Here is a 21490-nt window from a genome sequence, read left to right as displayed (position 1 = left end):
ATGAAGCTGATACGCGGCATACATAATCTCAGTCAGGCCCCACATGGGTGTGTGCTGACTATTGGTAATTTCGACGGTGTGCACCGTGGTCATCGTGCATTGCTGCAGGGCTTGCAGGAAGAAGGGCGCAGGCGTGGTTTACCGGTCATGGTCATGATATTCGAGCCACAACCGCTGGAACTGTTTGCGACTGAAAAGGCGCCTGCGCGTCTGACCCGTCTGCGGGAAAAACTACGCTACCTGGCAGAGTGTGGCGTCGAATACGTGCTGTGCGTGCGTTTCGACCGGCGCTTTGCCGCGCTCACGGCGCAAATGTTTATCAGTGACCTGCTGGTAAAGCGTCTCGGTGTACAATTTCTTGCCATTGGCGACGATTTCCGCTTTGGTGCTGGTCGCGAAGGCGATTTCTTGTTATTACAGAAAGCGGGCGCTGAGTATGGTTTTGACGTCACCAGCACCCAGACGTTCTGTGAAGGCGGTGTGCGTATCAGCAGTACAGCGGTGCGCCAGGCGTTGGCAGAAGACAACCTGTCGCTTGCTGAAAGTTTACTGGGACGCCCCTTTACCATCTCCGGGCGCGTTGTCCACGGCGATGAGTTAGGGCGCACCATCGGCTTTCCTACGGCGAATTTACCGCTACGTCGTCAGGTTTCCCCGGTTAAAGGGGTCTATGCGGTTGAAGTGATGGGCCTTGGCGACACGCCGTTACCCGGCGTCGCTAACATTGGCACTCGCCCAACGGTGGCGGGTGTGCGTCAGCAGTTGGAAGTGCATCTGCTGGACGTTGCAATGGACCTCTACGGTCGCCATATAGATGTAATACTGCGTAAAAAGATACGCAATGAGCAGCGGTTCGCTTCTCTTGATGAGTTGAAAGCGCAGATCGCGCGTGATGAGTTAACGGCCCGCGAATTTTTTGGGCTATCAAACCCGGCGTAAGCCTACGTGAAAAATACGGAAACGAGAATCTGATGAGTGACTATAAATCAACCCTGAATTTGCCGGAAACAGGGTTCCCGATGCGTGGCGATCTCGCCAAACGCGAACCGGGAATGCTGGCGCGTTGGACTGATGATGACCTGTACGGCATCATTCGTGCGGCCAAAAAAGGCAAAAAAACCTTCATTCTGCATGATGGCCCTCCTTATGCGAATGGCAGTATTCATATTGGTCACTCAGTTAACAAGATTCTGAAAGACATTATCGTGAAGTCCAAAGGACTGACGGGATTTGACTCACCTTATGTTCCGGGCTGGGACTGTCATGGTCTGCCTATCGAACTGAAAGTTGAACAGGAATACGGTAAGCCGGGCGAGAAGTTCACTGCGGCAGAGTTCCGTGCGAAGTGCCGTGAATATGCGGCGACGCAGGTTGACGGTCAGCGTAATGACTTTATCCGCCTGGGCGTGCTGGGTGACTGGTCGCATCCGTATCTGACCATGGACTTCAAAACCGAAGCCAACATCATTCGTGCGCTGGGTAAAATCATCGGTAACGGCCACCTGCATAAAGGCGCGAAGCCGGTGCACTGGTGCGTAGACTGCCGTTCCGCACTGGCGGAAGCGGAAGTTGAATACTACGACAAAACCTCTCCGTCTATCGACGTGGCTTTCCATGCCGCCTCTCAGGATGACGTGAAAGCAAAATTCGGCGTCACTTCTGTGAAAGGCCCTGTCTCTCTGGTTATCTGGACTACCACGCCGTGGACGCTGCCTGCTAACCGTGCGATTTCTCTGGCGGCGGATTTTGACTATGCGCTGGTACAGATTGACGATCAGGCGCTGATTCTGGCGAAAGATCTGGTTGAAGGCGTCATGCAGCGTATTGGCGCTGCAAACTACAGCATCCTTGGCACGGTAAAAGGTGCGGAACTGGAACTGTTGCGCTTTACCCATCCGTTTATGGGCTTCGACGTCCCGGCTATCCTTGGCGATCACGTAACGCTGGATGCCGGTACGGGTGCCGTTCATACCGCACCGGGCCACGGCCCTGACGACTATGTGATTGGTCAGAAATACGGTCTGGAAGTCGCTAACCCTGTTGGCCCGGATGGCACATATCTGCCGGGTACGTACCCGACGCTGGATGGCGTTAACGTATTCAAAGCAAACGATGTTGTCGTTGCATTGCTGACTGAAAAAGGCGCGCTGCTGCACGTTGAGAAAATGCAGCACAGCTATCCGTGCTGCTGGCGTCACAAGTCTCCGATCATCTTCCGTGCGACACCGCAGTGGTTTGTCAGCATGGATCAGCAAGGTCTGCGCGCGCAGTCGCTGAAAGAAATTAAAGGCGTACAGTGGATCCCGGACTGGGGTCAGGCACGTATCGAATCTATGGTCGCGAACCGCCCTGACTGGTGTATCTCCCGTCAGCGTACCTGGGGTGTGCCGATGTCTCTGTTTGTACACAAAGACACCGAAGAGCTGCATCCTCGCGCCATTGAACTGATGGAAGAAGTGGCGAAGCGCGTTGAAGTTGACGGCATTCAGGCCTGGTGGGATCTCGACCCGAAAGAGATTCTGGGCGATGACGCTGACCAGTATGTGAAAGTGCCGGATACGCTGGACGTCTGGTTTGACTCTGGTTCCACCCACTCTTCCGTGGTCGATGTGCGCCCTGAATTCTCCGGCCACGCTGCGGATATGTATCTGGAAGGTTCTGACCAGCATCGCGGCTGGTTCATGTCTTCTCTGATGATCTCCACCGCGATGAAAGGCAAAGCGCCATACCGCCAGGTACTGACCCACGGATTTACCGTGGATGGTCAAGGTCGCAAGATGTCTAAGTCCATCGGTAATACCGTTTCTCCTCAGGATGTGATGAACAAACTGGGCGCGGATATCCTGCGTTTGTGGGTGGCATCGACCGATTATACCGGTGAGATGGCCGTTTCTGACGAAATCCTGAAGCGTGCTGCCGACAGCTATCGTCGTATCCGTAACACCGCACGCTTCCTGCTGGCGAACCTGAACGGGTTCGATCCGGTGAAAGACATGGTGAAACCGGAAGAGATGGTCGTGTTGGATCGTTGGGCGGTTGGCTGTGCGCAAGCCGCACAGGAAGACATCCTGAAAGCGTATGAAGCCTACGATTTCCACGAAGTGGTACAGCGCCTGATGCGCTTCTGCTCCGTTGAAATGGGCTCGTTCTATCTCGACATCATCAAAGACCGCCAGTACACCGCGAAATCAGACAGTGTGGCGCGTCGTAGCTGCCAGACTGCCCTGTATCACATTGCAGAAGCGCTGGTGCGCTGGATGGCACCGATCATGTCTTTCACCGCAGATGAAATCTGGGGCTATCTGCCAGGTTCCCGCGAGAAATACGTCTTCACCGGCGAGTGGTACACCGGCCTGTTTGGTCTGGCCGATGCCGAAACCATGAACGACGCTTTCTGGGACGAGCTGCTGAAAGTCCGTGGCGAAGTGAACAAAGTCATCGAACAGGCACGTGCAGATAAGAAAGTGGGCGGTTCTCTGGAAGCAGCGGTGACGCTGTATGCCGAGCCGGAACTGGCCGCGAAGCTGACTGCTCTGGGCAACGAATTGCGATTCGTCCTGTTGACCTCTGGCGCGACTGTTGCAGAGTATGCAAGTGCGCCTGCTGACGCACAGCAGAGCGAACTGCTGAAAGGGCTGAAAATCGTCCTGAGCAAAGCCGAGGGTGATAAGTGCCCGCGTTGCTGGCATTACACGACGGATGTCGGCCTGGTGGCGGAGCACGCAGATATCTGCGGACGCTGTGTTAGCAATATCGCCGGTGATGGCGAACAACGTAAGTTTGCCTGATGAGTAAGCCTATCTGTTCAACAGGACTGCGCTGGCTGTGGCTGGTGGTAGTCGTGCTGATTATCGATTTGGGCAGCAAATACCTGATCCTCCAGAATTTTGCTCTGGGGGATACGGTGTCGCTGTTCCCATCGCTTAATCTGCATTATGCGCGTAACTACGGCGCGGCGTTCAGTTTCCTTGCCGATAGCGGTGGCTGGCAACGCTGGTTCTTCGCCGGTATTGCCATTGGTATTTGCGTTATCCTGATGGTGATGATGTATCGCGGGAAGGCTTCGCAAAAACTGAATAACATTGCTTATGCGTTGATTATTGGCGGTGCGCTGGGCAATTTATTCGATCGTTTGTGGCACGGCTTCGTGGTCGATATGATCGACTTCTACGTCGGCAACTGGCACTTCGCGACGTTTAACCTCGCGGATACCGCCATTTGTGTCGGCGCGGCGATGATTGTGCTGGAAGGCTTTTTGCCTTCGAAAGAGAAAAAAGCCGCATAAGAAATGGCCGGGTGGCGCCATCAGGCAAACCTGTGCCGGATGGCGGCGTATGCGCCTTATCCGGCCTACAATATATCGCAATCTTTGTAGGCCTGATAAGCGTAGCGCCATCAGGCAAACCTGTGCCGGATGGCGGCGTAAACGCCTTCTCCGGCCTACAATTTATCGCAATCCTTGTAGGCCCGGTAAGCGTAGCGCCATCAGGCAAACCTGTGTCGGATGGCGGCGTAAACGCCTTCTCCGGCCTACAATTTATCGCAATCTTTGTAGGCCTGATAAGCGTAGCGCCATCAGGCAAACCTGTGCCGGATGGCGGCGTAAACGCCTTACCGGCCTACAATTTATCGCAATCTTTGTAGGCCTGATAAGCGTAGCGCCATCAGGCAAACCTGTGCCGGGTGGTGGCGTAAACGCCTTCTCCGGCCTACCATTTATCGCAATCCTTGTAGGCCCGGTAAGCATAGCGCCACCGGGCAAACAGGCGGCAGCAATGTTAAAGAGCAACCTGCATGTCTAAATCAGTACAGAGTAACAGTGCGGTGCTGGTGCACTTCACCTTAAAGCTCGACGATGGCTCCACCGCAGAGTCGACCCGCAATAATGGTAAACCTGCGCTATTCCGCCTGGGTGATGGCTCTCTGTCTGAAGGACTGGAGCAGCATCTTCTGGGCCTGAAAAATGGCGAAAAAACCACGTTTTCTCTCGAGCCGGATGCCGCCTTTGGCGTATCGAGCCCGGATTTGATTCAGTATTTCTCGCGTCGGGAATTTATGGACGCGGGTGAACCCGAAATCGGGGCCATAATGCTCTTTACCGCAATGGACGGCAGTGAAATGCCTGGCGTGATCCGCGAAATCAATGGCGACTCCATCACCGTTGATTTCAACCATCCGCTGGCAGGGCATATCGTTCATTTTGATATTGAAGTGCTGGAAGTCGATCCGGCACTGGAGGCGTAAAATGCAGATCCTGTTGGCCAACCCGCGCGGATTTTGCGCAGGTGTAGACCGCGCTATCAGCATTGTTGAAAACGCGCTGGCGATTTATGGCGCGCCAATTTATGTTCGTCACGAAGTGGTACATAACCGTTATGTGGTGGACACCCTGCGCGAGCGTGGGGCAATTTTTATAGAGCAAATCAGTGAAGTACCCGACGGCGCGATCCTGATTTTCTCTGCCCATGGCGTTTCTCAGGCGGTACGTAACGAGGCGAAAAGCCGCGATCTCACGGTTTTTGACGCGACCTGTCCGCTGGTAACGAAAGTGCATATGGAAGTGGCGCGCGCCAGCCGTCGCGGCGAAGAGTCGATCCTGATTGGTCATGCAGGGCACCCGGAAGTCGAAGGTACGATGGGGCAGTACAGCAACCCGGTAGGGGGGATGTACCTGGTCGAATCGCCAGAAGATGTCTGGACGCTGAATGTCAAAAATGAGGGCAAACTCTCCTTTATGACGCAAACCACGCTTTCTGTGGATGACACCTCAGACGTTATTGATGCGCTGCGTAAGCGATTCCCGAAAATCGTCGGGCCGCGTAAAGACGATATCTGTTATGCGACGACTAACCGTCAGGAAGCGGTGCGTGCGCTGGCTGAAAAGGCCGATGTGGTGCTAGTGGTCGGTTCCAGGAACTCCTCAAACTCCAACCGTCTGGCTGAACTGGCGCAGCGAATGGGGAAAGCGGCATTTCTTATCGATGATGCGACCGATATCCAGGAATCCTGGGTAAAAGAGGCCAAATGTGTGGGAGTGACCGCTGGGGCCTCCGCACCGGATATTCTGGTACAGAATGTCATTTCGCGTCTGCAGGAGCTTGGCGGCGGCGAAGCGATTCCTCTGGAAGGCCGTGAAGAGAACATCGTTTTTGAAGTGCCGAAAGAGTTACGAGTGGATGTTCGTGAAGTAGAGTAAATCTTGCACGTGATGATTATGAGAAGATGCCAGACTTGATGTCTGGCATTTTTTTATGGAGGAAATATGCGCCTACCCATTATTCTCGACACCGATCCCGGTATTGATGATGCTGCGGCGATTGCCGCTGCGCTGTTTGCCCCTCAGCTTGACCTACGGCTGATGACCACGGTTGCCGGTAATGTCTCGGTGGAGAAGACCACCCGTAACGCCCTGCAACTGCTGCATTTCTGGAATGCCGATGTTCCCCTGGCGCAGGGCGCCGCCACGCCGCTGCTGCGTCCGTTACGCGACGCCGCTAATGTTCATGGCGAATCCGGTATGGAAGGCTATGATTTTGTCGGCCATGACCGACAGCCGCTGGCTAAACCGGCGTTTATCGCTATTCGTGACGCGCTGATGAGCGCCCCGGAACCGGTAACTCTGGTGGCGATTGGCCCGTTAACAAACATTGCGCTGCTGCTGATGCACTCTCCAGAATGTACGTTCAATATCCGTCGTCTGGTGATCATGGGCGGTTCTGCCGGGCGAGGGAACTTTACCCCTAATGCCGAATTTAATATCGCTGTCGATCCGGAAGCTGCCGCCCGTGTATTCCAGAGTGGCATTGACATTGTGATGTGCGGGCTGGATGTCACGAATCGGGCCATGCTGGCGCCGGAGTATCTGACCACGCTACCCTCACTGAATCATACCGGAAAGATGTTGCATGCCCTGTTCAGCCACTATCGCAGTGGGACAATGAGCAATGGCGTGCGGATGCACGACCTCTGCGCTATCGCCTGGCTGGTTCGCCCGGATCTGTTTACCGTCAAGCCGTGCTTCGTCGCGGTAGAAACGCAGGGGGAATATACCGCTGGAACAACCGTTGTGGATATTGAGGGACGAATGAACAGACCGGCAAACGCACAGGTCGCCCTTGATATTGACGTTGTCGGTTTTCAGCATTGGGTGGCCGAGGTGCTGGCATTGGCTCCGTAAATCCAGGTGTATCAAACGGTATGGTGCGACTTATTCCGATGCATCATGCCTTTTACTGATATCTCACCCTGTTTATCATTAAATTCTAATTATCGACGTTTTTGGCTAGCGGTGCGGCAGCGCGCTGGTTAATCTGAAAACGATTTACGTAAAATTAACAAAAGAGAATAGCTATGCATGATGCACATATCCGCGTTGCCATCGCGGGAGCCGGTGGACGCATGGGACGTCAGTTGATTCAGGCGACACTGAGCATGGAAGGCGTCCAGTTGGGCGCAGCGCTGGAGCGGGAAGGTTCCTCATTGCTGGGCAGCGATGCGGGTGAACTGGCGGGTGCCGGAAAGTGCGGTGTTACCATACAAAGCAGCCTTGATGCCATCAAAGACGATTTTGATGTGTTCATCGATTTTACCCGCCCGGAAGGGACGCTAACGCATCTGGCTTTTTGCCGCCAGCACGGCAAAGGCATGGTGATAGGTACGACCGGGTTTGACGATGCCGGTAAGCAGGCGATTCGCGACGCCGCTCAGGAAATAGGAATTGTGTTTGCGGCGAACTTTAGCGTGGGCGTTAACGTCATGCTGAAGCTTCTCGAAAAAGCGGCAAAAGTAATGGGCGATTACGCCGACATTGAAATTATTGAAGCCCACCATCGTCATAAAGTGGATGCGCCGTCAGGGACAGCACTGGCGATGGGGGAAGCAATTGCCCATGCGCTGGACAAAGATCTTAAAGACTGCGCCGTCTACAGCCGGGAAGGCTATACCGGCGAGCGCGTGCCCGGCACGATTGGTTTTGCTACCGTACGTGCGGGTGACATTGTGGGTGAACATACCGCGATGTTTGCTGATATCGGCGAGCGCGTTGAGATCACGCATAAGGCATCCAGTCGCATGACATTTGCTAACGGAGCCATAAAATCGGCAATTTGGTTGAAGTGCAAATCAAAGGGTCTTTTTGATATGAGAGATGTGCTTAATTTAAATGATTTATAAGTATGAGTTACCCTTAGTGATGTGGTCATTGTAGTCATAATTTATTGATTACATAGGGCAATATTTTATTGCCCTTTTATTTTATCGATTTTTCGATGTTTTTTAAGTGAGTTGCTTATAAATTTATGTTTTCATCTTCTGTTTTGTTGGTTTTATGTAAATTTTGACCAAATGGTCTACTTTTTCTATCTTGATAACGCATTTTCATACTCTTTTCATCGCGCAAGCGTTTCCTGACACGACTTAGCTGATCTTTTTGCCTGTTAAATCGCGTGATTTATCTCAGTGACGTAAAATAATAATAAAAATTCCCCTTTCAGGTAGACTTTTGTCTGCTCTGTCTCTAGAATGCCGCCGTTTGCCAGAAATACATGGGTAAGCAAATTTGCATTGATTCATGCAATCAAAATGAATTAATATGCAAATAAAGTGAGTGAATATTCTCTGGAGGGTGTTTTGATTAAGTCAGCGCTATTGGTTCTGGAAGACGGAACCCAGTTTCACGGTCGGGCCATAGGGGCAACGGGTTCGGCGGTTGGGGAAGTCGTTTTCAATACTTCAATGACCGGTTATCAAGAAATCCTCACTGATCCTTCCTATTCCCGCCAAATCGTCACTCTTACTTATCCCCATATCGGTAATGTCGGCACCAATGAAGCCGATGCAGAATCCTCTCAGGTACATGCGCAAGGCCTGGTCATTCGCGACCTGCCGCTGATTGCCAGCAACTACCGCAATACTGAAGACCTCTCTTCTTACCTGAAACGCCATAACATCGTGGCGATTGCCGATATCGATACCCGTAAGCTGACGCGCCTGCTGCGTGAGAAAGGCGCTCAGAACGGCTGCATCATCGCCGGTGATAACCTGGATGCGCAACTGGCGCTGGAAAAGGCGAAAGCCTTCCCGGGGCTGAACGGGATGGACCTGGCGAAAGAAGTGACCACGGCTGAAACCTACGGCTGGACGCAGGGTAGCTGGACGCTGGCAGGCGAACTGCCAGAAGCCAAAAAAGAAGAAGAGCTGCCGTTCCACGTCGTTGCCTACGATTTTGGCGCCAAACGCAACATTCTGCGTATGCTGGTTGACCGCGGCTGCCGCCTGACGGTTGTCCCGGCGAAAACCTCTGCCGAAGACGTCCTGAAGCTGAATCCGGACGGTATCTTCCTGTCAAACGGCCCGGGTGACCCGGCGCCGTGTGATTACGCTATCGACGCGATTGAAAAATTCCTCCAGACCGAGATTCCGGTATTCGGCATCTGCCTGGGCCATCAGCTGTTAGCGCTGGCCAGCGGTGCGAAAACCATCAAGATGAAATTCGGTCACCACGGTGGTAACCACCCGGTGAAAGATATCGATAACAACGTGGTGATGATTACCGCGCAGAACCACGGTTTTGCGGTCGATGAAGCGACGCTGCCTGCAAACCTGCGTGTGACCCACAAATCGCTGTTCGATGGCACCCTGCAGGGGATTCACCGCACCGATAAACCGGCGTTTAGTTTCCAGGGCCACCCGGAAGCGAGCCCGGGGCCGCACGACGCAGCGCCGCTGTTCGACCACTTTATCGAGTTAATTGAGCAATACCGTCAGTCCGCGAAATAATCAGGAGTTAAAGAGCCATGCCAAAACGTACAGACATAAAAAGTATCCTGATTCTGGGCGCGGGCCCGATTGTTATCGGTCAGGCGTGTGAGTTTGACTACTCCGGTGCCCAGGCGTGTAAAGCCCTGCGTGAAGAGGGTTACCGCGTCATTCTGGTGAACTCTAACCCGGCGACCATCATGACCGACCCGGAAATGGCCGATGCCACCTACATCGAGCCAATTCACTGGGAAGTGGTGCGCAAAATCATCGAAAAAGAGCGTCCGGACGCCGTTCTGCCAACCATGGGCGGCCAGACGGCGCTGAACTGCGCGCTGGAACTGGAACGTCAGGGCGTACTGGAAGAGTTCGGCGTGACCATGATTGGCGCGACGGCCGATGCGATTGATAAAGCGGAAGACCGCCGTCGCTTCGACATCGCGATGAAGAAAATCGGTCTCGACACCGCGCGCTCCGGTATCGCTCACACGATGGAAGAAGCGCTGGCGGTTGCCGCTGACGTCGGCTTTCCGTGCATCATCCGGCCTAGCTTCACCATGGGCGGCACCGGCGGCGGTATCGCCTATAACCGCGAAGAGTTCGAAGAGATTTGCGAACGCGGTCTGGATCTTTCCCCCACCAATGAGCTGCTGATTGATGAATCGCTAATTGGCTGGAAAGAGTACGAGATGGAAGTGGTGCGTGATAAAAACGACAACTGCATCATCGTCTGCTCTATCGAAAACTTTGACGCCATGGGCATCCATACCGGTGACTCCATCACGGTGGCTCCGGCGCAAACGCTGACCGACAAAGAGTATCAAATCATGCGTAACGCCTCGATGGCGGTACTGCGTGAAATCGGTGTGGAAACCGGTGGTTCTAACGTCCAGTTTGCGGTAAACCCGAAAAACGGTCGTCTGATTGTCATCGAAATGAACCCGCGTGTCTCCCGCTCCTCGGCGCTGGCGTCGAAAGCAACGGGCTTCCCGATTGCAAAAGTGGCGGCGAAACTGGCGGTCGGTTACACCCTCGATGAGCTGATGAACGACATTACCGGTGGACGTACCCCGGCCTCGTTCGAGCCTTCCATCGACTACGTTGTGACCAAAATTCCACGCTTTAACTTCGAAAAATTCGTCGGCGCGAACGACCGTCTGACCACCCAGATGAAATCTGTCGGTGAAGTGATGGCGATTGGTCGCACCCAGCAGGAATCCCTGCAGAAAGCGCTGCGCGGCCTGGAAGTTGGCGCGATGGGCTTTGACCCGAAAGTGAGCCTGGATGACCCGGAAGCTCTGACTAAAATTCGCCGCGAGCTGAAAGATGCCGGTGCTGAGCGTATCTGGTACATCGCTGACGCCTTCCGCGCGGGCCTGTCTGTTGACGGCGTGTTTAACCTGACCAATATCGACCGCTGGTTCCTGGTACAAATTGAAGAACTGGTGCGTCTGGAAGAAAAAGTGGCGGACGTGGGCATTAACGGCCTCGATGCTGACTTCCTGCGGCAGTTGAAGCGCAAAGGGTTTGCGGATGCGCGTCTGGCAAAACTGGCAGGCGTTCGCGAAGCGGAAATCCGCAAGCTGCGCGACCAGTTCAACCTGCACCCGGTTTACAAGCGTGTGGACACCTGCGCGGCAGAATTCTCCACCGACACCGCGTACATGTACTCCACGTATGAAGATGAGTGTGAAGCGAATCCGAATCAGGATCGCGACAAGATTATGGTGCTGGGCGGTGGTCCAAACCGTATCGGTCAGGGGATTGAGTTCGACTACTGCTGCGTGCACGCCTCGCTGGCGCTGCGCGAAGACGGTTTTGAGACCATTATGGTCAACTGTAACCCGGAAACCGTCTCTACCGATTACGACACCTCTGACCGCCTGTACTTTGAGCCGGTGACGCTGGAAGACGTACTGGAAATCGTCCGCGTCGAGCAGCCGAAAGGCGTTATCGTGCAGTATGGCGGGCAGACGCCGCTGAAACTGGCGCGTGCGCTCGAAGCGGCGGGTGTTCCGGTTATCGGTACCAGCCCGGATGCGATTGACCGTGCAGAAGACCGTGAGCGCTTCCAGAAAGCCGTTGACCGCCTGAAGCTGAAACAACCGGCGAACGCCACCGTGACCGCGATTGAGATGGCGGTTGAGAAGGCGAAAGAGATTGGCTACCCGCTTGTGGTGCGCCCGTCTTACGTACTGGGCGGCCGTGCGATGGAAATCGTCTACGATGAAGCCGACCTGCGTCGCTACTTCCAGACGGCGGTCAGCGTTTCTAACGATGCGCCGGTGCTGTTGGACCGCTTCCTCGACGATGCGGTTGAAGTGGACGTCGATGCTATCTGCGACGGCGAGATGGTGCTGATTGGCGGCATCATGGAGCACATCGAACAGGCTGGCGTTCACTCCGGTGACTCCGCGTGTTCTCTGCCTGCTTACACGCTGAGTCAGGAAATCCAGGACGTGATGCGCCAACAGGTGCAGAAACTGGCCTTCGAACTGCAGGTTCGCGGTCTGATGAACGTACAGTTCGCGGTGAAAGACAACGAAGTCTACCTGATTGAAGTCAACCCGCGTGCGGCGCGCACCGTGCCGTTCGTCTCTAAAGCCACCGGTGTTCCGCTGGCGAAAGTGGCAGCGCGCGTGATGGCCGGTAAGTCACTGACTGAACAGGGTGTCACCAAAGAGATTATCCCGCCGTACTACTCGGTGAAAGAAGTGGTGCTGCCGTTCAACAAATTCCCGGGCGTTGACCCGCTGTTAGGGCCAGAAATGCGCTCTACCGGGGAAGTGATGGGCGTGGGTCGCACCTTCGCGGAAGCGTTCGCCAAGGCGCAGTTGGGCAGCAGCTCCACCATGAAAAAACAGGGCCGTGCGCTGCTCTCCGTTCGCGAAGGCGATAAAGAGCGCGTGGTTGACCTGGCCGCTAAGCTGTTGAAACAGGGCTTCGAGCTGGATGCCACCCACGGTACCGCGGTAGTGTTGGGCGAAGCGGGTATCAATCCACGTCTGGTAAACAAGGTGCATGAAGGTCGTCCGCACATTCAGGATCGTATCAAGAACGGCGAATATACCTACATCATCAACACCACCGCAGGTCGCCAGGCGATTGAAGACTCCAAGCTGATTCGCCGCAGCGCGCTGCAGTATAAAGTGCATTATGACACCACGCTGAACGGCGGTTTCGCCACGGCGATGGCGTTAAATGCGGATGCCACTGAGAAGGTGACATCGGTGCAGGAAATGCACGCGCAGATTAAAAAATAATCTCTGCTGGCGGGCACTTACCCGCCATCCGGCAAAACGGAATATTTGCCATTAATCTAAACGGTTCCTTTTCAGGAGCCGTTTTTTTTGGCGGTGGTAAGTTAATTCCAGGATATTTATATTTCTTTAATCATATTTACAATGTGACAAGCAAGATTTAGCTCACACTAATTAACCTCCAACTTGCATATTATCGCTGATATCCACGACTTTAATACGGCTAATGGCATTGCGTTAATTTGCGCCGACAGAGCCTGAGCAAGAATTTTAATTAGTGAAAATGGTGTGCCTATGTGTGAAGAATATGTTGAAAAACCGCTTTATTTGTTAATTGCTGATTGGGTGATGGCGCAAAATCGTTGGGTTAGCGCCAAAGAGATAGCAAAGCATTTTGATATGGACCATTGCAAAGCGATTAATACGGTTTCTTATATTCTCTCTGAGGTTGGGGAAATATCCTGCGAAACCAAGACAATTCCAAACCAACTTGAGGGGCGGGGATGTCAATGTCAGCGACTGGTGCGTATCAATAATATTGATGCTTCGCTATATACCCGACTGGGTATCAGTGTGCAGACAAAAGTGGTCAGTCCGGTGAGCAGATCGTGTATGCCAGTACCGCCCAGAGAACTTAATCGCGAACAAAAATGGCAGATGATGCTTTCTAAAAGCATGCGTCGTTAATCGTCATGGCCTGTTTGTCGGAGGGCGTCGTGAAACGCCTTTCCGGCAAACATTTTCATCTTTTTCATCGGCCGGACAGGCGCTGATGCCATCCAGCATGATTTACATTTCCGATTTTGGTTTTACTTCCGTTGTGCCTTTCAGTCGCGGCCGGTTTGCTTCTACCTGTGTTAACGGTTGTGTTTCATGTAGCGCGGCCCGACAGCGAACAGCAAGATCCTGATATTCCTTCGTATTGAGCCGCTTCCAGCGTAACTCGTCGTCCGTCACCGGGCGCAGAAAACGTGCGGGAGTGCCCACCAGGAGCTGGCGGGGAGCACCGGCAAATCCTGCTTTCACAAAACTCATCGCAGCGACGATGCTCTCTTCACCAATCACGGCGCCGTCCATGATGACGCTGTTCATGCCGACCAGCGCGTCCCGACCTACAATGCAACCGTGCAGAATCGCGCCGTGTCCAATGTGCCCATTATCATGCACGATGGTGTCGGTGTCGCAATAGCCATGCATAATGCAGCCATCCTGGAGATTGGCGCCCGCTTCAAGGATCAGGCGGCCATAGTCACCGCGCAGCGAAGCGTGTGGGCCGATATACACTCCGGCCCCAACAATCACATCGCCAATAAGTACGGCGCTGGGATGGACATACGCCTCTGGGTGTACCACCGGAATCAGGCCTTCAAAGGCGTAATAGCTCATAAATAATCCTGTATGTTTTTTGCCGGATGGCTTATCCGGCCTACGAAACAGCACACCTTGTAGGCCTGATAAGCGTCAGCGCATCGGGCATTAACGCCCTTTCCAGACCGGATCGCGTTTTTCTGCAAACGCCTGCGGCCCTTCGACGGCATCTTCGGAATGCAGTACGGCAGGGTAATGTTTTAGCGCGCCGCTGCGGATGTGGCGATAGCCTTCTTCAACCGGCATTTCGCTGGTGGCGCGGTAAATCTCTTTGAGCGCGGCGATGGCCAGCGGTGCGCTGTCTACCAGTTGTTGCGCGAGTTCGCGGGCGCTGTCCATGAGTTCGGACTGGCTCACGACGCGGTTCACGATCCCCCAGCGCAGTGCTTCTTCAGCATCCATACGTCTGCCGGTCATCACCATTTCATTGACGATGGCAGGCGGCAGCAGTTTCGGCAGGCGCAGTACGCCGCCGCTGTCCGGTACGATACCCAGTTTGGCTTCTGGCAACGCGAAGCTGGCGTTTTCTGCGCAGACAATAAAGTCAGCCGCAAGCGCCAGCTCAAAGCCGCCGCCAAACGCATAGCCGTTAACGGCGGCAATGACCGGTTTGTCGAGGTCAAAGATTTCGGTTAAACCTGCAAATCCACCAGGACCAAAATCGGCATCTGGCGCTTCACCTTCAGCAGCGGCTTTCAGATCCCAGCCAGCAGAAAAGAATTTTTCTCCACCGCCGGTAATGATGGCCACGCGCAGCTCTGGATCGTCACGGAACTGGAGAAAAACCTCGCCCATTTCGAAGCTGGTTTTCGCGTCGATGGCATTCGCTTTTGGCCTGTCCAGGGTAATTTCCAGAATGGGGCCGTTGCGGGTCAGATGTAATGATTCACTCATTTTTCACTCCTTAATTATTTTTATTCCGTTACAGAGGCAGCACGGGGCCTGCAAAGCGCTGCATCCATTTCGTCGTGATAATTTTTCTGCGTGGGTTATTTCCCCACCGTGTGCGTTATTTCAGATTTTTTTTGATTATTTTTCCTGAACAATTACGTGGCAAATCGGTTCGTATCTCCATAAAAGAGGGAACTTTAAATTTCGCCATATTCAGTTCACAAAAACTGAAAAATTCATCTTCACTTAACGTTTCCCCTTCGTTAAGAACCACAAAGGCTTTAATCGCTTCATCGCGAATAGAATCTTTAATCCCAACGACAACGATGTCCTGAATCTTTGGGTGTGCGGAAATGATATTTTCCAGTTCAACGCAGGAGACGTTTTCCCCTCCGCGCTTGATCATGTTGCAGCGCCGGTCGACAAAATAGAAAAAGCCCTCTTCGTCCCGGTAGCCGGAGTCACCTGTATGTAACCAACCTTCTGGCTCCAGCGCTTTTGCGGTTGCATCCGGGCGGTCGTAATACTCTTTGAAAATGGTTTTCCCTGGGATGCCTTTGATACAGATTTCACCTGTTTCACCCGGGGGAAGAGGGCGGTTGTTCTCATCACGAATTTCGGCTTCATAGCAAAAACCGACTCGCCCGATAGAAGGCCAGCGTCGCTTGTCTCCCGGTCTGTCGCCAATGATCCCGACAATAGTCTCTGTCATTCCGTAGGAGGTGAGTAATCTGACGCCGAAGCGCGTAACAAAGTCATCTTTTTCCTGCACCGACAGGTTGAGGTAGAACATCACTTCGCGCAGGTGATGCTGGCGGTCTTGTGGCGATTCGGGTTGCACCATCATCGTGCGGATCATCATCGGGATGCATTCGGTGACAGTAGCGCGGTATTTTCGTACCTGTTCCCAAAACGCGCGGGCGCTGTATTTCTCGAGCAATACAAAGGTACTGCCCACCGAAAACGCGGCCATTGCCGCCGTACACTGACAGTCGATATGAAAAGCAGGCATCACCGTCAGGTAGATATCATCCTCGCGCAAAGCGCACTGCCAGGAAGAGTAGTAGCCTGCGAAACGTAAATTATAGTGGGTGATGACCACCCCTTTCGGGCGTGATGTGGTGCCAGAGGTGAACAGGATTTCGGCGGTATCGTCGGTACTGAGCGGCGGGGCGTAATGAAGCGTAGGGGATTGCTGCTCACTCAACTGCGTAAAGTTGATAACGCCATCGACCTTTGGAATGTCTTGCCCGATGAGACAAATGTACGTAAGCGGATTGTCGCTATCTTGCTGAATTTGTTGGTACATCGGATAAAACTGGCTGCTGGTGACTAACAACTGCGCCTGGCTACTTTGCAAAATCCAGGTGCTTTCCTCCCGCAGCAGTCGGGCATTAATGGGCACCATGACAGCGCCAATTTTTGCCAGTCCGAACCAGCAGAAGATAAATTCCGGACAGTTATCCAGATGCAGTGCAACCTTATCGCCTTTTCGAATACCTAACAAATGGAACAGGTTTGCTGTACGGTTGATTTCCTCATTCAGCGAGGCATAGCTAAATTGCTGTACGACGCCTTCGCTGGACTCGAAAATGAGCGCCATTTTATCATCATAGACGTCCGCAAGGTCGTCCCACATCTGACGTAAGTTTTGTCCGCCAACGATATCCATTGCACCTCTATCCGTTTTTCACCGTGATGGCGCTAACTGGCAAAGCCAGCCAGCGCGACCGCGTTTAGTTCTCAACTTTGGCCAGGCCTTTGCCGACCAGCTCTTTAATGTCTGCTTCGCTATAACCGATATTTTTAAGAATGGCGGCGGTGTCCATGCCGTGTGAAGGCATGCCTCGCCAGATTTTCCCAGGGTTGTTTTTGAATTTCGGCATCACGTTCGGCCCTTTGCAGGTGCGACCATCAATCGTTTGCCACTGGGTGATAGATTCACGGGCTACGTATTGCGGGTTGCCTTCCAGTTCCGGGATAGTCAGTACTTTTGCACAGGCGATATTCAACTCGGCAAAACGTGCCTGTACCTCGGCGATGGTGTGCGCTGCCAGCCAGGCATCCAGTTTTTCTTCTACTAAGGGGCCATACGGACACTCGACGCGGTGAATCAGCTGCGTGCCTTCCGGGACTTCTGGCGTCCCCAGGATGTGTGCGAGGCCAATATCTTTAAAGCATTCGTTAATTTGGGTAATGCCGACCAGCTCCATGACGATATAGCCGTCCGCGCATTTGTAGAGTCCACACCCGGCGTAGTAGGGGTCTTTGCCTTTGGTCATTCGCGGGCAAATTTCGCCGCCGTTGAAGTGATCCATCATGAAATACTGCCCCATGCGCAGCATGACTTCGTACATCGCGACATCAATACTTTCGCCTTTACCGGTTTCACGTACCCGGTACAGTGCCGCCAGCGCCGCGGTGGTCGCGGTCATGCCGGAAAAGTAGTCCGCCGTGTAAGGGAAGGCTGGCATTGGCTGATCGACGTCGCCGTTTTGAATCAGGTAGCCGCTGAATGCCTGGGCAATGGTGTTGTACGCCGGAAGGTTGGTGTACTCATCTGTACCGTACTGGCCAAAACCGGAAAGATGGGCGATAACCAGCTTCGGGTTATGCTCCCAGAGCACTTCATCAGTGATCCCCCGACGGGCAAACGCCGGGCCTTTACTGGCTTCAATGAAGATATCGGTGGTTTCCATCAGTTTAAGAAACGCTTCCCGGCCTTCATCTTTGAAAATGTTCAGGGAAAGCGCGTGCAGATTGCGACGTGAAAGCTGCGGATAGTTGGGCTGGACGCGGATCGTATCGGCCCAGGCAACGTTTTCAATCCAGATGACTTCCGCGCCCCACTCGGCAAGCATTTGCCCGGCGAACGGCCCAGCGATTTCAATCCCGGAGAAGACAACCCTCAACCCGGTAAGCGGCCCAAAGGCGGGCATCGGTAAATGGTCCATATAATAGCTCCTGACAGGTTTTGTAGGCCTGATAAGGCGCGTAAGCGCCACATCAGGCAACGAATGCCGGATGCGCTGCGCTTATCCGGCCTACGGGCGTACTGAATTAGCGATATTGTTTCAGTACTGCACGACCCAGTGTCAGGATCTGCATTTCGTCTGAACCGCCGGAAACACGGTCAACGCGCAGGTCACGCCAGAAACGTGTGATACGGTGGTTGCCCGCAATCCCCACGCCGCCCAACACCTGCATAGCACTGTCCACAACTTCAAACGCAGCATTGGCGCAGAAGTATTTACACATCGCGGCATCACCGGAGGTGATGGTGCCGTTATCGCTCTTCCATGCTGCTTCAAACAGCATGTTTTTCATGGAGTTTAATTTAATCGCCATGTGAGCGAATTTTTCCTGAATCAGCTGGAAGCGACCGATAGTTTCGCCAAACTGCACGCGCTGATTCGCATAGCGCGCGGCATCTTCAAAGGCGCACATTGCGGTACCGTAGTTGGTTAAGGCCACCAGGAAACGTTCGTGATCGAACTCTTCTTTTACGCGGTTAAAGCCATTACCTTCACGACCGAACATGTCTTTCTCATCCAGTTCGACATCGTCAAAGTTGATTTCACAGCAGCTGTCCATGCGCAGACCGAGCTTCTCAAGTTTGTTCACTTTGATGCCCGCTTTGCTCATATCGACACACCATTCGGTATAAACTGGTTTGTCCGGAGAGGCGGCGTCTCGTGCCATTACCACGACGTAAGGGGTATAGGCGCTACTGGTGATAAAGCACTTACTGCCGTTAAGATAAACCTTACCATTTTTACGTGTATAAGTAGTTTTTAAACTACCAACATCTGATCCCGCTCCCGGTTCTGTGATGGCGGAGTTCCACATTTGCTTCCCGGTTCCCTGGAAAGCCATGATCTTATCGATCTGCTCCTGGGTTCCTTCACGCAGGAAGGTGTTAAACCCGCCTGGAAGCTGGTACAGAACATACGTTGGTGCGCCCAGGCGTCCCAGTTCCATCCAGACCGCCGCGACGGTGACAAAACCGGCTTCCAGTCCACCGTGTTCTTCCGGGATCAGCAGGCTATCAATGCCCATGTCCGCCAGTGCTTTTACAAAACGTTCTGGATAGACGCTGTCGCGATCGCACTCGGCAAAATACGCTTCCCAGTTTTCACTGGCCATCAGTTCACGAATACCGGCGACAAACAGTTCCTGCTCGTCATTTAAATTAAAATCCATCTTCCAACCTCTTGATATATTGGGGTTAAAGTTACTTGTCTTTCCAGTGCACTTTGGCGTCTTTAATAAAGGACAGCGTCACCATGATATTGACGAAGAACAACGGACAGCCGCCGGCGATAATGGCGGTTTGTATCGGTTTCAGCCCGCCAAGCGCCAGCAGTACGATACCGATAACGCCAACCAGCACTGACCAACCGATGCGAATCAGCAGAGGCGGTTCTTCGCCGTCGCGGACTTCGCGGCAGGTCGACATTGCCAGGGTGTAAGAACAGGCGTTAATCAGTGTTACCGTGGCGATAAAGCAGAGGATAAAGAATCCCCACATCGTGGCGGTACTGAACGGCAGTGCGGCCCAGGTTTCGATGATGGCGCGCGCCACACCGTGTTGTTCGATTAACTGCGGAATGTTGAGAATGTTTTTGTCCATCAGCAGCAGGGTGTTACTGCCGAGAACGGTCCACAGGATCCAGGTGGATGCGGTCAGACCCAGCACCATCCCGAAGCACAATTCACGAACGGTACGTCCACGGGAAATACGGGCAAGGAAGATACTCATCTGGATGGCGTAGATAACCCACCAGGCCCAGTAGAAGACCGTCCAGCCTTGCGGGAAGCCGCCTTTGCCGATGGCATCGGTATAAAACAGCATGCGTGGCAGATACATCAGCAACATGCCGACGGAATCCGTGAAGTAGTTCATGATGAAGCTGGCGCCGCTGACAATAAACACCCAGCCCAACATCAGGAAACTTAAATAACTGCGTACGTCACTGGCGATTTTCACCCCTTTTTGCAGACCACAGGCGACGCAAATCGCGTTCAGGATGATCCAGCAGGTGATGATGATGGCGTCCAGTTGCAGCGTATGCGGAATGCCAAACAACCACTGCATACACTCTGTGACCAGCGGTGTCGCCAGACCCAGACTGGTACCCATCGCAAAGATCAGCGCCACCAGATAGAAGTTATCAACGATGGTTCCGAATAAGCCTTTTGCGTGTTTCTCTCCGACCAGCGGCACCAGCGTTGAGCTGGGGCGAATGACGTCCATTTTGCGAACAAAGAAGAAGTAAGCGAACGCAACGGAGAGGAAGCTATAGGTTGCCCACGGTAACGGTCCCCAGTGGAACAAGCTGTAGGCAAGGCCGAGCTCTTTCGCGCCCGTGGAATTCGGCGCAAGGGCAAACGGCGGTGTCGAGATGTAGTAGTAAATCTCAATCGAACCCCAGAATAAGACGGCGGCTGAGGTACAGGAGGCGAACATCATAAAAATCCAGCTGGTGGTGCTGAATTCCGGTGCTTCATCGCCTAATTTCTTTTTGGCATAGGGGCCGAAAACCAGCCAGAACCAACCAAAAAGCATAACGATCATGTACCATTCGAATGCCCAACCCCAGACATTTGTGACGTAACTAAATACGGCGTTAATAACGACATTTGCCGCATCCAGATCGCGAACGGTTAGCCAACATAGTATTCCAACAATTATTAATGGAGGAAAAAAAACCTTTGGTTCAATTCCAGACTTTTTCTTTTCATTTTTCATAAGTTAATTCCAGTGTCAAAACAAAATTTATTTTGTATTCCCGGATGTTATTTCTTGTTTGTTTTTTGTAATAATAATTTAATGATTTATTAACCTCAGGAACGCGTTGGAAAGTACTTCATAATGGGTATTCGTACCGCTGTGTACTGTTACCAGTGTCACACTTTTATGTCGGGTTGTTTTAGGTGATTATTTTGTTTTTTTTAATTTAAAATCATCATGTTACATGCAATTTTTTTACTTTCGTAACCCTCCGGGTTTCAATATTGGTGATCAACAAAGCAATATTGAAAGTTTTTGGTTTTGATGTCTGCTTTCAATATTAGTGAGGAGCTTAACATTATTGAAAGTTGAAAATATCAGTGTGTGACATTTTCAATATTGGTGATTAATGTTTAATTTCCGAATTAAAGAGCGTGGTATCTGTATATTTAACACTGCCGATATGAACGACGTTTCCTTC

Annotated in this window: 16 protein-coding genes; 10 read left to right on the top strand and 6 right to left on the bottom strand. The window is 52.8% G+C overall.

Features of this window, described 5'->3' with window-relative positions:
* From ribF to caiF, 10 genes are all read left to right on the top strand, one after another.
* Window positions 1–939 (top strand): bifunctional riboflavin kinase/FAD synthetase, encoded by a 939-nt coding sequence (gene ribF, locus ACO7SM_RS18160; RefSeq protein WP_490468667.1) that lies wholly within the window; start codon window positions 1–3, stop codon window positions 937–939.
* Window positions 940–971: 32 nt separating this feature from the next.
* Window positions 972–3788, top strand: a complete 2817-nt coding sequence (gene ileS / locus ACO7SM_RS18155; RefSeq protein ID WP_490468666.1) for an isoleucine--tRNA ligase — start codon at window positions 972–974, stop codon at window positions 3786–3788.
* A complete protein-coding gene (gene lspA, locus ACO7SM_RS18150) occupies window positions 3788–4285 on the top strand; it encodes a signal peptidase II (protein WP_192611018.1) in 498 nt (165 codons plus the stop codon). Before ileS ends, lspA begins: the two co-directional genes overlap by 1 nt.
* Window positions 4286–4794: 509 nt before the next feature.
* Window positions 4795–5244 (top strand): FKBP-type peptidyl-prolyl cis-trans isomerase, encoded by a 450-nt coding sequence (gene fkpB, locus ACO7SM_RS18145; RefSeq protein WP_490468665.1) that lies wholly within the window; start codon window positions 4795–4797, stop codon window positions 5242–5244.
* 1 nt (window position 5245) lies between these two features.
* Window positions 5246–6196 carry a 4-hydroxy-3-methylbut-2-enyl diphosphate reductase gene (ispH, locus tag ACO7SM_RS18140; protein WP_490468664.1) on the top strand — a complete coding sequence of 317 codons (951 nt, stop codon included), beginning with the start codon at window positions 5246–5248 and terminating at the stop codon, window positions 6194–6196.
* A gap of 66 nt (window positions 6197–6262) precedes the next feature.
* Entirely contained in the window at window positions 6263–7177 is a 915-nt protein-coding gene (gene rihC, locus ACO7SM_RS18135; RefSeq protein WP_490468663.1) for a ribonucleoside hydrolase RihC, read from the top strand.
* Between the two features lie 173 nt (window positions 7178–7350).
* The gene (gene dapB / locus ACO7SM_RS18130) at window positions 7351–8172 is read left to right on the top strand and encodes a 4-hydroxy-tetrahydrodipicolinate reductase (RefSeq protein WP_490468662.1); all 822 of its coding nucleotides are present in this window, start codon (window positions 7351–7353) and stop codon (window positions 8170–8172) included.
* A gap of 456 nt (window positions 8173–8628) precedes the next feature.
* On the top strand, window positions 8629–9777 hold the full coding sequence (gene carA / locus ACO7SM_RS18125; RefSeq protein WP_490468661.1) for a glutamine-hydrolyzing carbamoyl-phosphate synthase small subunit: 1149 nt from the start codon (window positions 8629–8631) through the stop codon (window positions 9775–9777).
* Window positions 9778–9794: 17 nt separating this feature from the next.
* Entirely contained in the window at window positions 9795–13019 is a 3225-nt protein-coding gene (gene carB / locus ACO7SM_RS18120; RefSeq protein ID WP_490468660.1) for a carbamoyl-phosphate synthase large subunit, read from the top strand.
* Between the two features lie 291 nt (window positions 13020–13310).
* Window positions 13311–13703, top strand: coding sequence for a carnitine metabolism transcriptional regulator CaiF (caiF, locus tag ACO7SM_RS18115; RefSeq protein WP_490468659.1), 393 nt, complete (start codon window positions 13311–13313; stop codon window positions 13701–13703).
* A 102-nt stretch (window positions 13704–13805) separates the two neighbouring features.
* Here caiF and caiE read toward each other — a convergent pair whose 3' ends face one another.
* The 6 genes from caiE to caiT all read right to left on the bottom strand — a co-directional run bounded on the left by caiE (window position 13806) and on the right by caiT (window position 21027).
* Complete coding sequence (gene caiE, locus ACO7SM_RS18110) at window positions 13806–14402, bottom strand: carnitine operon protein CaiE (protein WP_490468658.1); 597 nt, start codon at window positions 14400–14402, stop codon at window positions 13806–13808.
* 90 nt (window positions 14403–14492) lie between these two features.
* Window positions 14493–15278, bottom strand: a complete 786-nt coding sequence (gene caiD, locus ACO7SM_RS18105; RefSeq protein WP_490468657.1) for a crotonobetainyl-CoA hydratase — start codon at window positions 15276–15278, stop codon at window positions 14493–14495.
* A gap of 115 nt (window positions 15279–15393) precedes the next feature.
* Window positions 15394–16947: a crotonobetaine/carnitine-CoA ligase gene (gene caiC, locus ACO7SM_RS18100; protein ID WP_490468656.1), complete on the bottom strand. Its 1554-nt coding sequence runs from the start codon at window positions 16945–16947 to the stop codon at window positions 15394–15396.
* 64 nt (window positions 16948–17011) lie between these two features.
* Window positions 17012–18229: an L-carnitine CoA-transferase gene (caiB, locus tag ACO7SM_RS18095; RefSeq protein WP_490468655.1), complete on the bottom strand. Its 1218-nt coding sequence runs from the start codon at window positions 18227–18229 to the stop codon at window positions 17012–17014.
* A 106-nt stretch (window positions 18230–18335) separates the two neighbouring features.
* Window positions 18336–19478, bottom strand: coding sequence for a crotonobetainyl-CoA dehydrogenase (gene caiA, locus ACO7SM_RS18090; protein ID WP_490468654.1), 1143 nt, complete (start codon window positions 19476–19478; stop codon window positions 18336–18338).
* A 31-nt stretch (window positions 19479–19509) separates the two neighbouring features.
* A complete protein-coding gene (caiT, locus tag ACO7SM_RS18085; RefSeq protein WP_490468653.1) occupies window positions 19510–21027 on the bottom strand; it encodes an L-carnitine/gamma-butyrobetaine antiporter in 1518 nt (505 codons plus the stop codon).
* Window positions 21028–21490 lie beyond the last annotated feature (463 nt).

The organism is Citrobacter sp. LJND-P06 (assembly GCF_058188415.1).
Note: the sequence above shows the minus strand (reverse complement) of the source record. Positions and strands in the feature narration are given on the sequence as shown.

What these genes read in the sequence shown, in the direction of transcription:
- ribF (WP_490468667.1), top strand. Translation starts at nt 1, where the DNA reads ATGAAGCTGATACGCGGCATACATAATCTCAGTCAGGCCCCACATGGG.
- ileS (WP_490468666.1), top strand. Translation starts at nt 972, where the DNA reads ATGAGTGACTATAAATCAACCCTGAATTTGCCGGAAACAGGGTTCCCG.
- lspA (WP_192611018.1), top strand. Translation starts at nt 3,788, where the DNA reads ATGAGTAAGCCTATCTGTTCAACAGGACTGCGCTGGCTGTGGCTGGTG.
- fkpB (WP_490468665.1), top strand. Translation starts at nt 4,795, where the DNA reads ATGTCTAAATCAGTACAGAGTAACAGTGCGGTGCTGGTGCACTTCACC.
- ispH (WP_490468664.1), top strand. Translation starts at nt 5,246, where the DNA reads ATGCAGATCCTGTTGGCCAACCCGCGCGGATTTTGCGCAGGTGTAGAC.
- rihC (WP_490468663.1), top strand. Translation starts at nt 6,263, where the DNA reads ATGCGCCTACCCATTATTCTCGACACCGATCCCGGTATTGATGATGCT.
- dapB (WP_490468662.1), top strand. Translation starts at nt 7,351, where the DNA reads ATGCATGATGCACATATCCGCGTTGCCATCGCGGGAGCCGGTGGACGC.
- carB (WP_490468660.1), top strand. Translation starts at nt 9,795, where the DNA reads ATGCCAAAACGTACAGACATAAAAAGTATCCTGATTCTGGGCGCGGGC.
- caiF (WP_490468659.1), top strand. Translation starts at nt 13,311, where the DNA reads ATGTGTGAAGAATATGTTGAAAAACCGCTTTATTTGTTAATTGCTGAT.
- caiE (WP_490468658.1), bottom strand. Translation starts at nt 14,402, where the DNA reads ATGAGCTATTACGCCTTTGAAGGCCTGATTCCGGTGGTACACCCAGAG.
- caiD (WP_490468657.1), bottom strand. Translation starts at nt 15,278, where the DNA reads ATGAGTGAATCATTACATCTGACCCGCAACGGCCCCATTCTGGAAATT.
- caiC (WP_490468656.1), bottom strand. Translation starts at nt 16,947, where the DNA reads ATGGATATCGTTGGCGGACAAAACTTACGTCAGATGTGGGACGACCTT.
- caiB (WP_490468655.1), bottom strand. Translation starts at nt 18,229, where the DNA reads ATGGACCATTTACCGATGCCCGCCTTTGGGCCGCTTACCGGGTTGAGG.
- caiA (WP_490468654.1), bottom strand. Translation starts at nt 19,478, where the DNA reads ATGGATTTTAATTTAAATGACGAGCAGGAACTGTTTGTCGCCGGTATT.
- caiT (WP_490468653.1), bottom strand. Translation starts at nt 21,027, where the DNA reads ATGAAAAATGAAAAGAAAAAGTCTGGAATTGAACCAAAGGTTTTTTTT.